Origin of the sequence: Holdemanella hominis (genome assembly GCF_014306155.1) — a bacterium.
Classification (GTDB): domain Bacteria; phylum Bacillota_I; class Bacilli_A; order Erysipelotrichales; family Erysipelotrichaceae; genus Holdemanella; species Holdemanella hominis.
The window spans coordinates 32,078-45,216 of the sequence record NZ_JACRWH010000011.1 but is presented as its reverse complement, the minus strand read 5'-3'; the positions used below and the strand labels follow the sequence as shown (position 1 = coordinate 45,216).

16 protein-coding genes are annotated in these 13,139 nt (G+C 35.6%); 1 reads left to right on the top strand and 15 read right to left on the bottom strand.

Annotated elements, in window-relative coordinates:
• The first annotated feature begins 130 nt into the window (after positions 1-130).
• Positions 131-1,237 (top strand): transposase, encoded by a 1,107-nt coding sequence (locus tag H8911_RS04550; RefSeq protein ID WP_186998838.1) that lies wholly within the window; start codon positions 131-133, stop codon positions 1,235-1,237.
• A 314-nt stretch (positions 1,238-1,551) separates the two neighbouring features.
• Here the strand turns inward: H8911_RS04550 and groL are convergent, their stop codons facing one another.
• The 15 genes from groL to dnaB all read right to left on the bottom strand — a co-directional run bounded on the left by groL (position 1,552) and on the right by dnaB (position 13,139).
• Entirely contained in the window at positions 1,552-3,165 is a 1,614-nt protein-coding gene (groL, locus tag H8911_RS04545) for a chaperonin GroEL (RefSeq protein ID WP_186998837.1), read from the bottom strand.
• Between the two features lie 16 nt (positions 3,166-3,181).
• Entirely contained in the window at positions 3,182-3,442 is a 261-nt protein-coding gene (locus H8911_RS04540; protein ID WP_117926251.1) for a co-chaperone GroES family protein, read from the bottom strand.
• A 112-nt stretch (positions 3,443-3,554) separates the two neighbouring features.
• Positions 3,555-3,950, bottom strand: a complete 396-nt coding sequence (atpC, locus tag H8911_RS04535) for an ATP synthase F1 subunit epsilon (protein ID WP_117926253.1) — start codon at positions 3,948-3,950, stop codon at positions 3,555-3,557.
• 2 nt (positions 3,951-3,952) lie between these two features.
• Positions 3,953-5,353: a F0F1 ATP synthase subunit beta gene (atpD, locus tag H8911_RS04530; RefSeq protein WP_117926255.1), complete on the bottom strand. Its 1,401-nt coding sequence runs from the start codon at positions 5,351-5,353 to the stop codon at positions 3,953-3,955.
• Between the two features lie 12 nt (positions 5,354-5,365).
• Complete coding sequence (atpG, locus tag H8911_RS04525) at positions 5,366-6,214, bottom strand: ATP synthase F1 subunit gamma (RefSeq protein ID WP_117926257.1); 849 nt, start codon at positions 6,212-6,214, stop codon at positions 5,366-5,368.
• Complete coding sequence (atpA, locus tag H8911_RS04520; RefSeq protein WP_117926259.1) at positions 6,201-7,736, bottom strand: F0F1 ATP synthase subunit alpha; 1,536 nt, start codon at positions 7,734-7,736, stop codon at positions 6,201-6,203. Before atpA ends, atpG begins: the two co-directional genes overlap by 14 nt.
• A 12-nt stretch (positions 7,737-7,748) precedes the next feature.
• A complete protein-coding gene (atpH, locus tag H8911_RS04515) occupies positions 7,749-8,276 on the bottom strand; it encodes an ATP synthase F1 subunit delta (protein ID WP_186998836.1) in 528 nt (175 codons plus the stop codon).
• Entirely contained in the window at positions 8,270-8,785 is a 516-nt protein-coding gene (gene atpF, locus H8911_RS04510; protein ID WP_117926263.1) for a F0F1 ATP synthase subunit B, read from the bottom strand. Before atpF ends, atpH begins: the two co-directional genes overlap by 7 nt.
• An 18-nt stretch (positions 8,786-8,803) precedes the next feature.
• On the bottom strand, positions 8,804-9,046 hold the full coding sequence (atpE, locus tag H8911_RS04505; protein ID WP_003864774.1) for an ATP synthase F0 subunit C: 243 nt from the start codon (positions 9,044-9,046) through the stop codon (positions 8,804-8,806).
• Positions 9,047-9,065: 19 nt separating this feature from the next.
• Positions 9,066-9,773: a F0F1 ATP synthase subunit A gene (atpB, locus tag H8911_RS04500; RefSeq protein WP_117926265.1), complete on the bottom strand. Its 708-nt coding sequence runs from the start codon at positions 9,771-9,773 to the stop codon at positions 9,066-9,068.
• A complete protein-coding gene (locus H8911_RS04495; protein WP_186998835.1) occupies positions 9,766-10,125 on the bottom strand; it encodes a hypothetical protein in 360 nt (119 codons plus the stop codon). The genes atpB and H8911_RS04495 overlap by 8 nt, the downstream gene beginning before the upstream one ends.
• A gap of 13 nt (positions 10,126-10,138) precedes the next feature.
• Positions 10,139-10,282, bottom strand: a complete 144-nt coding sequence (locus tag H8911_RS04490) for an AtpZ/AtpI family protein (RefSeq protein WP_227402493.1) — start codon at positions 10,280-10,282, stop codon at positions 10,139-10,141.
• Positions 10,283-10,309: 27 nt separating this feature from the next.
• Positions 10,310-10,930: a uracil phosphoribosyltransferase gene (gene upp / locus H8911_RS04485; RefSeq protein WP_117926269.1), complete on the bottom strand. Its 621-nt coding sequence runs from the start codon at positions 10,928-10,930 to the stop codon at positions 10,310-10,312.
• Between the two features lie 132 nt (positions 10,931-11,062).
• Complete coding sequence (locus H8911_RS04480) at positions 11,063-11,803, bottom strand: MBL fold metallo-hydrolase (RefSeq protein WP_117926271.1); 741 nt, start codon at positions 11,801-11,803, stop codon at positions 11,063-11,065.
• Positions 11,793-13,139: a replicative DNA helicase gene (gene dnaB, locus H8911_RS04475; RefSeq protein ID WP_117926273.1), complete on the bottom strand. Its 1,347-nt coding sequence runs from the start codon at positions 13,137-13,139 to the stop codon at positions 11,793-11,795. The genes H8911_RS04480 and dnaB overlap by 11 nt, the downstream gene beginning before the upstream one ends.

Genomic DNA, 13,139 nt, shown 5'->3' with positions numbered 1-13,139 from the left:
TACCACACCTTATTCCAAAACAGTGATTAGTTAGATGAGTCTTTGAATTCGTATTTTGAACCAGGTTTTGTGGTCTAAGTGTTGTGGATAACCATTTTCACACGTTTCTATAAAGAAAGAATGTTTATTTATGAAACTAGTTGGTATCGATGTTGGAAAGAACAGTCATCATTTTTGTATTATGGACAAAGAAACCGGTGAATTCAATTTTGCACCTTCTTCTTTTTCTAACAACAAAGAAGGATTTGACTTTCTGATCAACTCTCTTAAACCGTATTCTAAAAAATCAATTCTATTAGGTATGGAAGATACCGGGCATTACCATGTCGCGCTTCTTAAATTTCTTCTTAGCAATGGATATACTGTTGCCTTGATCAACCCTAAAACGACTGAGCTTACACGTAAGATGGAAGGTGGCATTACTAACGTTGACCGTTTTGATTTATATGAACAAAGACAATTGACTCTTCATCACCATAATCTAAAGGAAGAACTCAATATATACTGTAATCGACTACAGAAATCAATTGATCTTGTTTTTCCTGAATTCAATACCTTATTCGGTTCTAAATATGGTGTTGTTTACATGAATCTTCTTAAAACGTTTGGCAGCGCTGAAGCAATCGCTTCTACAGACATTCGTACAATCCGTAAATGTTTTGAAATCAAAGGTAAGGGCAATCGCATTTCATTGACACCTGAAAAGTTAAAAGAATGCGCTAAGAATTCTATCGGAATCTCTTCCGAAGTTGAAACTATACAGATCAAACACTTGGTAAGCCAAATCATGCTTATTAAAGAGCAAATCGCTGAAATAGATAAAAAAATAGAAGAGTTATCAATCACAAACAACTCTCCTATCCTAAGCATTCCAGGAATTTCTCATTTCTCTGGTACTTCTATTTTAGCCGAATTAGGAGATATTGGCAATTATTCCAAACCTTCTCAGATCATTAAATTTGCAGGAGTAGCACCCTATCACTATGAATCGAGTCAATTTACCGCCCAACATACTGCCATAACCAAGAAGGGATCCAAATATCTTAGAAAGACTTTGTATCAAATCATATTGTCTGTAATCAACTTTAATCCTGTATTCAAGGAACACTATCAATTGAAAATATCTCAAGGTAAAGGACTCCGTTGTGCTCAAGGTCACTGCATTAGAAAGCTGCTTAGAATCATTTATCATTTACTAGAAACAGGACAATCGTTTGATCCTACATTATTAAGATAAGACAAATGCATCTGAACTTTTAAAAAATCACATTTTAAAAGTTTTTTCGTCATGCCTAAATTTAATCCAATATTCACAATTTCAAAGATCAATTTAAAACTAACTAAAAAATCCAGTTGTTTTATATTTTCAAACTTTTTCATAAAAAATACTTGAATTTTATATAGTTAGCTCCCTCGAGTTGTACAGATATGGTAGCGCAAGCGGAAAACGTTTTTTAGCCTTTTTGACACATAATTTACATTACTTCCAAAAGCTTTCTTTGCACAAAAAAATAGCTAAAGTAATCAAAACCTTAGCTATTCAATCAACTGTTAATACATTCCCTGAGGCATTGTAGGTGCTGGTTCTTCTTTATCAATTTTAGCAACTCCAGCTTCTGTTGTTAAGAACAAAGCTGAAATACTAGAAGCATTCATCAATGCATTACGAGTTACTTTTGTAGGATCAATGATACCAGATTCAATCATATCTACCCATTCACCATGTTTTGCATCAAATCCTACATTTTCACCTGCTTCTTTTTGTCTTTCAACAATCTCTTCACTGTTATATCCAGCATTATCAGCAATCTGTGCAATTGGAGCTAACAATGCATCAAATACAACTTTAATACCTTTTTGTACATCAACTACATCCGATTTTATTTCATCTTTTAATGCCACATAAGCCTTTACTAAACAAGATCCACCTCCAACTACAATACCTTCACTAACAGCAGCACGAGTTGAGTTCAACGCATCTTCAATACGAAGTTTCTTTTCTTTCAATTCACTTTCAGTTGCAGCACCCACTTTAATGATTGAAACACCATTTGATAATTTACCTAAACGCTCTGCCATACGTTTCTTATCATAATCACTTGTTGTATTTTCCATTTGTGCTTCAATTTCAGATACACGGGCAGCCACATCTTCTTTACTTCCAGCTCCACCAATCATTGTCGTATTATCTTTTGTGACAACAATCTTTTTAACTGTACCCAAATCCGATAACTGCATATCTTTTAATTCCATATTCAAATCTTTTGAATAGAATTTAGCACCTGTCATAATCGCAATATCTTGCAACATTTCTTTTTGGTTGTCGCCAAAGCCTGGAGCTTTAGTTGCAACTACATTGAATGTTCCACGAAGTTTATTTAATGCCAAAGTAGAAACTACTTCATTTTCTAAATCTTCCGCAATAATCAATAACGCACGATTTGCCTGAACCAATTGTTCAAGTAAAGGTAAAATTTCCTGAATGTTTGTGATCTTTTGATCCGTTACTAATACATAAGCATTTTCCATTATAGCTTCCATCTTTTCACGATTACTAACCATATATGGAGAAACATAACCCTTGTCATATTGCATACCTTCACTAATCTCAAGTTCTGTTTCAAAGCCTTTTGAATCATCTGTTGAAATGACACCATCACGACCAACTTTTTCCATCGCATCCGCAATAATCTTACCAATTTCTTCCGATCCAGATGAAATTGTCGCAACATTGGCAATATCTTTACTGCTTTCTACTTTCTTAGAAACAGATAAGATATAATCACTTACTGCCTTAGCTGCTTTTTCAATACCTTCTCGCATCAATACAGGATTTGCCCCACGATCCACTTGACGTAAACCATTTTCAATCATACTTTGAGCTAAAATTGTAGCTGTTGTTGTTCCGTCTCCAGCTGTATCATTTGTCTTATTGGCAACTTCATATACCAATTTAGCACCCATATTTTCAAACTTATCTTCCAATTCAATTTCTTTAGCAATACTTACACCATCGTTTGTGATCAATGGGGATCCATATTCCTTTTCAAGAACAACATTACGTCCTTTAGGACCTAAAGTAACACGAACTGCATTTGCTAATGTGTTAACACCTCTTAACATGGATTCACGAGCATCTTTTGAAAAACGTACTTCTTTAGCCATAATTCATTACCTCCTACTACTTACTTACTGCAATGATATCTTCATCTTTGATGACAATGAATTCTTCATCATCAAGCTGCATTGTAGTTCCCGAATATTCTTTATATAAAACTTTATCTCCACAAGCATATCCCGCATCTTTAACATCTGCACCAATACTTGCGACAACTGCAAGCTTTGACTTTTCTTTTCCACTTGTCAAAATAATTCCACTTGCCGTAGTTTTTTCTTCTTTCTCTTTCTTTAATAAAACATAATCATGTAAAGGTTGTAACATAATTCATCCTCCTTTTAGCACTTAGTTATTCTAACTGCTAATTACTATTATACTCATTTTTAGCACTGATGCAATAAGTTTGCTAAAATTTAACAAAAGAAAATGGCGAGGATTACTCGCCATATACATGAATTCTATTAATTGCTCTTTCCAATGATAACTGAGCTCTTTTTAGATTTGTATCTGAATCTTTTTTCTCTAAACGCTCTTTAGCACGTTCCATTGATTTTTTTGCACGCTCAAGATCGATATCTTTTTTTCCTTCGATCGCATCAGCTAGAATCATGCCTTCATTTTTGTTGAATTGTAAAAAGCCACCAGAAATCGCAAAGATTTCTTCTTCATCATTTTCGTTTTTCAAAACAAGCTTACAAGGCACCAAAGATGCAAAGATAGGCATGTGATTTGGTAAAATTGTTGTTTCTCCAACCACCGTCTTTACATGGATACTTTTGACTTCCTGCTTTAAATATTCGCCTTTTGGTGTTACTACTTTAAAAGCAATCATGACTATTCACCAGCCATTTTTTTAGCTTTTTCCTGTGCTTCTTCAATTGTTCCAACAAACATGAATGCTTGTTCTGGAAGATCATCAAATTCACCTGCTAATAAGCGTTCGAAACTGCGAATTGTATCTTCCAAAGGTACATATTTTCCAGGAATACCAGAGAATACTTCAGCAACATTAAATGGTTGCGACAAGAAGTTACGAACACGACGTGCACGGTTAACAACTTTCTTATCTTCTTCACTTAATTCATCCATACCTAAGATGGCAATGATATCCTGTAAATCTTTATATCTCTGTAGAATATTTTGTACTCCACGAGCTACTTTATAGTGCTTTTCACCAACTACAAGTGGATCCAAAATACGTGAACTTGATTCAAGTGGATCTACGGCAGGATAAATACCTAATGCCGCAATGTCACGGTCTAATACCGTTTTTGCATCCAAGTGAGAAAATGTTGTTGCTGGAGCTGGGTCCGTTAAGTCATCCGCAGGTACATAAATAGCCTGTACAGAAGTGATAGAACCATCTTTTGTTGATGTGATTCTTTCTTGTAACTGTCCCATTTCTGTAGCTAATGTAGGCTGATACCCTACAGCACTAGGAACACGTCCTAATAAGGCACTAACTTCAGATCCTGCCTGTGTAAAACGGAAGATATTATCAATAAACAATAATACGTCCTGGTGTTCTACATCACGGAAATATTCTGCCATTGTTAGACCAGTTAATCCAACACGCATTCTGGCTCCTGGACTTTCATTCATCTGTCCATAAACCAATACTGTTTTATCTAATACGCCGCTGTCTTTCATCTCGTGATACATATCATTTCCTTCACGAGTTCTTTCTCCAACGCCTACTACAACGGATTTACCACCATGTTCTTTGGCAATATTGTGGATCAACTCTTGAATCAATACGGTTTTACCTACCCCGGCACCACCGAACAATCCAATCTTACCACCCTTTGCGTAAGGACATAGTAAGTCAATAACTTTAATACCTGTTTCCAATGGTTCGCTTGTTGTACTTTGTTCATCAAATGCTGGTGCTTTTCTATGAATTGGCATAGTTTGAGCATCTACATCACCTAAACCATCAATTGGTTTACCCAAAACATTAAACATACGACCCAATACATTTTCTCCGACAGGAGCCTGAATTGGTTTTTTAGTATCAATGGCATCCATACCACGAACCAAACCATCTGTACTTCCCATCGCAATGCAACGTACTCTATCAGCACCGATATCTTGTTCGACTTCTACAATTAGATTTTCTTCATTTGGGCGTTCAATTTCAATTGCCGTTAATAAATCTGGTAAATTATTTTGTGAAAATTGAATATCCACAACCGGACCAATGATCTCAACGACTTTTCCAATATTTTGACTCATGTTTACCCTCCTTTATGAAAGTGCATTTGCACCACCGACAATTTCAGTGATTTCTTGCGTGATAGCTCCTTGACGTACACGGTTATATGCAAGTTCAAGATTATTCTGCAACTCTTCTGCATTGTCAGTTGCACTCTCCATTGCCATTCTTCGAGAAGCCTGTTCGCTTGTTTTACTCTCTAAATAACGAGAGTAAAGAATTGATTTTGTCACCATAGGAATCATGTTTTGTAGCATTGTTTCCTTATCTGGTTCAAAAATCATATCCGCATGCATGCCTGACTTCTTTTCTTCCTGAGGCTTAGAAACAGGTAAAACCGTTTCTAAAGTAGGAACAAATGTCAATGTGTTTTTATAGTGCGTATATAAAATTTGAATTTTTGAAATCTCTTTCTTTTCAAACAAGTCTAATGCATCCTGCATACATTTCGATAAAGCATTATATACATCATCCTCGTCAAGATCACTTAATACAGTTTCAACATTATAGTCACGTTTTGAAATCCATGCAGAACCACGAATTCCTATCATAACTACATGATCCTTTTCAGAAAACTCATCTTGTATCATACGATACACGTTTGCGTTGTAACCACCACAAAGTCCCATATCACTTGTGATCACAAAGATAAAGCCTGGCTTTCCTTGATTCTCATTTAAATATATAGAATCATCTCCAGTACTACGAAGTACCATTGTGAATAGTTCTTGAAGACCTTGTGCATAACTACGGTTTTCTTCCATAATTTGTCTTTGTCTAGTTAATTTACTTGAAGCAATCAGCTGCATTGCTTTTGTGATTTTTTTAGTTGAACTAACGGAACTGATTCGGGCCTGAATAGCCTGTCTACTCTGTGCCATGTTGCGCACCCTTTTCTAGTGCATATTGTTTTGCGTATGCATCCAAAGCCTTCTTAATATCCGCTTCTAATTCATCGTCAATTGCCTTTTTCATTTCAATCTGATCTAAAACATAAGGATATTCACGATGTGCATACTCCAACATTCCTTGTTCAAATTCACCAACGTGATCTACTTCAACAGGTTTTAAATATCTATTTTTTGCAGCATACAAAGATAATACTTGTTCAGGCACTGTTAATGGTGAATATTGTTTTTGAATCAATAATTGAGTTAATCTTGCTCCATGATCCAATACATCTTTTGTACTCGCATCCAAATCTGAACCAAACTTCGCAAAAGATTCCATTTCACGATATTGAGCTAGTTCAAGCTTTAATGAACCAGAAACCTGCTTCATAGCTTTTGTCTGTGCAGCACTACCTACACGACTTACACTTAAACCACTATCTACACTTGGACGAACGCCTTCATTAAACATATCTGTTTTCAAGAAAATCTGTCCATCCGTAATTGAAATTACGTTTGTAGGAATATAGGCAGAAATATCTCCGGCTTGTGTTTCAATGATTGGTAAAGCAGTTAAAGATCCACCACCATAATTTTCATTTAAACGTGCTGCACGCTCTAATAAACGTGAATGTAAGTAGAAGACATCTCCAGGATACGCTTCACGTCCAGGAGGACGACGAAGAAGTAAAGACAGTGTACGGTAAGCTACGGCATGTTTTGATAAATCATCATAAACAATTAATACGTCTTCTCCGTTTTCCATCCATTCTTCACCCATTGCACAGCCTGCATAAGGTGCAATATATTGTAATGGCGCTGCTTCAGATGCAGTAGCCGCTACGATCGTAGTATATTCCATAGCTCCGTGTTGTTTTAATTTTTCAACGATTTGAGCTACAGTACTTGCCTTTTGACCAATCGCCACATAAATACATTTTACATTTTGATCTTTTTGATTCAAAATCGTATCGATTGCGATTGCTGTTTTACCTGTTTGACGGTCACCAATGATCAACTCACGTTGTCCACGACCAATTGGAATCATAGAGTCAATAATTTTTAAACCCGTTTGTAATGGAACCGATACACTCTTTCTTGTCATTACACCTGGGGCCACACGTTCTACTGGACGTGTTCTATCTGTTTTGATTTCACCTAAACCATCAATCGGTTGTCCTAATGCATTGACAACACGACCCATCAAACTATCACCAACTGGAACTTCAATGATGTGACCTGTACGTTTTACAACGTCACCTTCTTTGATATCGGAATTATCACCTAGTAATACGACACCTACTTGTTCGTCTTCTAAGTTCATGACCATACCATATACATCGTGAGGGAATAACAACAATTCACTCATCATGGCATTTTTCAATCCATATACTGTTGCGATACCATCACCTACTGTTAGGATAGTACCACTTTCATTCATTTCAAGATCCTGGTCGATACTTTGAATTTGAGCTTTGATTAATTTTGAAATCTCTGCTGGATTTAAACTCATCATATCACCTGCTTATCTATTAATTGCTTCCTTCATTGCGTCAATCTTCGCAATGACCGTATTATCCATCACTACATCATTCGCCTGTACTTTAATACCTGCAATCAAAGATGGATCCACTTGTACTTCAAGTTCAAGTGTCTTATTCATTTTTTTCTCTAACATCTCTTTCAATCTTGATAATTGATCTTCATCTAGTTTTGATGCACTCGTTACTTTAACGATTTCAATTCTATGTTTCTTTCGATAACACTCTTCATACGCACCACTGATTTTATCAAGATGAGAAAGTTCATTATGCTCATTTAACACAAGCAAGAAACGAAATACAGTTGTATCTAATTCGGATTCGAAAGCTGTTTGGATGATTTCCTTTTTCTTTACTCGAGAAATACTTGGATGTGCTAGAATCTTGTTTAATTCTGGTACTGAAGTAATCACTTGCGCTACTTGCTTTAGCTCTGACATCCAAGCCATTTCTTGCTTTGAATCTTGTGCTAATTCAAATAGAGCCTGGGCATAAGGCGTGTAATCTACCATTGTTTATCGCCTGCCTGTTCAATAAAATCTTCCACAAACTGCTTTTGTGTTTCTTCATCCATTTCTTTTTTAATCAACTGACTAGCTGCGCTTAATGCGACATCGCTAATTGCTTTTTTCATTTCTTTTTGAGCGTCACGCTTCTGACGTTCAATATCTTCATTTGCGTTTTTCTTAATACGCAAAGCTTCGTCATTTGCTTCTTTTATAATCTGCTGTTTTTCTTGATCCGCATGTGCTCTAGCTGAAACAATAATGGTATGAGCTTCTTGCGATACATTACGCAATTTTTCATCATACTGTTCTTTAACATCTTCAGCCTGCTTTTTAATAGCTACTGAAGAATTGATATTTTCTTGAATTAAATCTTGTCGTTTTTGAATTAATGTTAGTAATTTTTCCCAAAAGAATTTTTTGGCAAACATTACAATCAAAAAAGTAGAAATACAAACTAAAACAACATCGGTCAATGAAATTCGCAAATAATTGTCAATATTAAAGTCAATCATTACCGATTCTCCCAATCATTAACCTTTGATGAAAATCAATAAAATCGCAATGATCAAAGCATAGATACCTGTTGTTTCGGCTAAGGCGATACCTAATACCATGATAGATTGAATTTTACTTGCTGCATCTGGATTACGACCAACGCTTTCTGCACCTTTACTAGCTGCAATACCCTGACCAATACCAGGACCTAAACCAGCAATCATCGCAATACCTGCACCTAAGCAAGCCATACCACGTACGAAAAATTCATTAAACATTTTATTTTCCTCCTATTTATTAATCTTCTTGAATCACCACTTGCTGTCCTAAGAAGAACGAGCTTAGTGTAAAGAAGATATATGTCTGAATTACACCTGAGAATATATCAAAATACATATGTAAAAATGGCGTTACTAATAATCCTAACAATCCTATTGGCATCAACATTTTAATCAATGTATACACCAACATAGAAATGATATATCCTGCCAAAATATTACCAAATAAACGCATTGTTAATGAGATAGGCAACGCCAACTCTCCTATGACATTCAATGGTGTCAACAAGAACATCGGCTCTGTCAACTCTTTCATTCGTGCTAATAATCCACCTTTTTTAATACCATTACCTTGGATCATCAACCACATTGTGACAGCCAATGTCGCATTAAAACTTACATTGCTCGTTGGATTTTGAAGCCCAATCAAACCAATCAAGTTACTTACAATCATCATCACAATCAAAGTGCCAAACATAGGAATATATTTCTTTGTAGTTTCCCTTAAGTTATCTTTAATTACGTAAAGCACTAAGTTGTAGATCTCCTCACAAATATACACAATCCCTTTACTAGCTTTTGAAGGATCTTGTTTTTCAATTTTCTTTCCTGCAAAGTAGAAGAAGAACGCAAAGAAAACACAAATTCCAAGCCATACAAGAATAGATTGTTGAATCTGTAAAGAGAACTTTCCAATGTGAATGATAATTGCACTTACATCACTCATGGAAATCCTCCTTTTCTTTTAGTGCATATAAAAGAATAGCTCCTTTATTGCACATAAGCCCAACAAGAACTGCCAAAATTGGCAACTCCATTAATTGACAAATAACTAAAACTAGACCATACATAAGATATCTTTTCATATATTCTTGTGTACCTATCTTTTTTCCAGCTATTTCATCTGTTGGAATATTTAAAGCCATTTGAACAATCTTACGATACCCCACTAAACCTGTAAGGCAGCCTATCCAAACCGCTATAAATACTTGAATCATTTGAGAATGAAAAATAACTGCACAAACCAAAGAGCAAAATAAACTAAATATCAAAGTATACTTTACTATTTTTTTATTCATTTGCTGCATTGCTTTACCTCGATTTTTTTATTAATAAAATAATACTACCAATAATACTGTACATTAAACCTACAATCACAAATAAAGGCGTAGTATGTAACCAGCCATCAATATTATAACCGATAAGCCCAAATATGAGCATGCTTGTGCATAACATTCCCGAAAAAGCATAAGGTTTCATCAATTACTTCGTACCGAAAATACGATCTCCAGCATCTCCTAAACCTGGAACAATATATCCATGTTCATTTAAATGGTCATCTAGTGAAGCTAAGTAAATATCTACATCTGGATGTGCTTTTTCAACTGTTTTAACACCTTCAGGTGCACCAACCAAACAAACCAACTTCACATTTGTAGCTCCTTGCTTCTTAACCATATCGATTGCTGCTACACTTGAACCACCAGTTGCGAGCATTGGATCCACAACGATTGTGATCGCATCTTCTAAGTTCTTTGGATATTTTTCAAAATAAGTATGTGGCTCTAGCGTTTCTTCATCACGATACATACCAACATGCGCAATCTTTGCGGTTGGAATCAAATCCTGAATTCCATTTACCATACCTAGTCCAGCACGTAAAATTGGCACAATCACAACTTTTTTAGCCAATTCATAACCTGTGTACTGACAAATTGGTGTTTCGATTTCAATTGGTTTCAAAGGCAAATCACGAGTGATTTCATAAACCATTAATCCTCCAATTTCATCTAAGTTTTGACGAAAATCTTTCGTTCCCGTTTCTTTTTTTCGCATAACTGTTAATTTATGCTTAATCAACGGATGATCAATAACTTTTAACATTTAAATTACCTACCTTTATAGCCATAATTATATCATCCTTGTCCATAATAGAAAACACTGAAAGAAATGGAATCCTCCAAAACTTCCAGTGTTATAGTATATGAATATTCTGTTTTTTATCATTAAACAATTCTAATCAATTGTCAAAACTTCAAACTGCTTTGCCGCTCTTACATCAATTCCAGAAGGATGTAAGTCCTTTCGTAATAGTACATTCGAAAATGTATCCAATGCTAGATCTTGCGTATTCGCCTCTTCACTCAAATGCGCAAGAACAATATTTTTTGTCTTCGCATTGATCAAGGAAGTTAAATTTAAACTTGAATCTTCATTATTCAAATGCCCATTATCACTCAAAATACGCTGTTTTAAAAACATCGGACGCTTTGTATGCATCAAACGATCCACATCGTGATTGCTTTCAAAGATATAATGGTCTGCATTCGCAATATACGGTTTAATTTGATTGGGTACATAACCTGTATCCGTTACATACACAAGCTTTTCTTTATCCGACTCTACCACAAAACCAATTGTATGTGGCGAATCATGAGACAAACCTAGAAATTGAATGCTCAAATCTTTGATAATCAACTTTTGATTCGGTACTACATCATGTTTATCTAACGCATCCTTTAAATCACAATAAGAATACACATCCAAATGCTTAAAATGCTTTAACTGCGAAACATGATCCGAATGAGCATGACTAATCAAAACACCATTTGTATCATCAACACAAGCTCCAACCTTTTTAAAGCTTTCCATCAAATACTTTTTTGTTGAACCACAATCAATCAACAATTGCGTATCTTCATGACGAATCAAACAACTGTTGCCTTTTGAGCCGCTACACAATAAATCAATGCGCATAAATATCATCTCCAGAGGCTTCTAAATTTGTAAAACGAGATATATTCTTTTCAAAAGCCAATTGAATCTTTCCAATACCGCCATTACGATGTTTTGCTAAAGATAAATCAACAACTTCTGTTTCTTCTTGTGATTCCTTATCTTTATCATAATAATTACTGCGATATAGAAACATTACGATATCGGCATCCTGCTCGATTGATCCAGACTCACGTAAATCAGACAATTGCGGTTCATGATCCGTTCTTTCTTCAACCTTACGAGAAAGCTGAGAAAGTGCAATAACTGGACATTCCATTTCTTTTGCCAAAATCTTTAAATTACGCGAAATATCACTAACCTCTTGTTGACGAGAATCTGCGCGTGTTCCCGTAATCAGCTGCAAGTAGTCAATTACAACTAAAGAAATAGAGCCATTTTCACTCTTTAATTTACGACACTTCGAGAAAATCTGAGATACCTTGATACTACTTGTGTCATCAATATAAATCTTTCTTTCACTCAAATGTGAACCTGCCTCATATAAACGAGACATTTCCTCATTTGTCAATTTACCACTACGAAGCTTATCCGAATATACCTGAGATTCCGAACTCATTAAACGCTTCATCATCGAATCACTAGGCATTTCCAGTGAAAATATCGCAACAGCTCCTTCATTACGTTTCGCAACTTGAGCTGCAAAATTTAAAGCCAAGGCACTCTTTCCCATGGCAGGACGAGCTGCAAGAATAATTAAATCACCACGCTGAAAACCATTCGTCATACGATCCAATAAGACATAACCCGTTTCAATTCCAGTTACACCTTTCATCATACGAAGCTCTTTTAATTCATTAATGACACGAGTAACGATTTCTTCACTTGATTCAAATTCGCTTCCCCTACGATGTCTAGTTACATCCATAACTAAGCGTTCCGCATCATCTAAAACTGTATCAATATCTTCGCCAGATGAATAGCCTTCTTCACTAATTTTATCCGCAACATAAATCAACCTTCTTAGCTGCGCCTTATTTTTGATCGTTTCAATATAAGATCTTGATGTTGCACTCGAAATAGCTGAGTCTGCCAAACGAATAATATAATCTGCTCCTTGACTAGACTCTAACTGATCTGTTTCCTGTAAACGATTGACCACCGTATTCATGTCAATAGGTTGGCCATTTTCATGAATTGTACAGATAGCCTGATAAATCTGCTGATGAGAAGGCAAATAAAATTCTTCTACATGTAGATCGAGTTCCTGACAATCTTGAATGACTTTAGGATATACCATCAAAGAGCCAAGCACTGATTGTTCTAAGGAAACTGCGTTAGGCATTTCACGCGACAT